Raw genomic sequence first — 643 nt, forward strand, 5'->3', positions numbered from 1 at the left:
CCTAATACTTCCGACAACATACCTACTTGTTCAGCCTTAAAGTCGTATATGGTAAATTCGTCACCTTCCGCATAGGGATTTATGTAAATATAAAAATTCAACGGAGTGCCGTTATTGTCCCTGCTATCAAATTGAACAACATGAGTTTCCGTTTTCTTCTCTCCGTTTGTAGCGGAAAAAAAAGCCTGATTCATTCGGGTAGCCCCTAAATCACGTACCTGTACAGGCTTATCAGACATATACGTCATTGTTATGCGATAAGTACCCAGATTCTCCGCTTTCAGACCGTTCATATTTCCCTCTGAACCCCGTATCGCACATCCCATATAACTACCGGCATCACCGTTTGTCACTGTAACAGAACCATCCTCATTTCTCGTTAAATCACCTATCCACTTATTTATTTTTTCAACCGTTGCCGAGGTAATCACGCCGATCGGATTAATCTGACTCTGAAGATTCAGCGACATAGGCTGCCCGGTATTCCAAAGCCGTCTGGCGGTATCGGCATTCATGGCGTAGTTAAATACACGGAAAGAATAGATGTTACCCGTCCATCCTTCCGTTTTGTCAGTCGAACCGCTAAATAGTTCGCTACCATCTATTAAATGATTCCAGATATACGACTTATTTCCGTTTTGCG

At 42.6% G+C, this 643-nt stretch carries 1 protein-coding gene; it reads right to left on the minus strand.

Features of this window, described 5'->3' with window-relative positions:
- The coding region (locus tag OCV73_RS14470; protein ID WP_167551287.1) for a hypothetical protein at positions 1 to 643 on the minus strand (643 nt) is incomplete at both ends.

It is taken from the genome of Barnesiella propionica, assembly GCF_025567045.1.
Taxonomy (GTDB): Bacteria; Bacteroidota; Bacteroidia; order Bacteroidales; family Barnesiellaceae; genus Barnesiella_B; species Barnesiella_B propionica.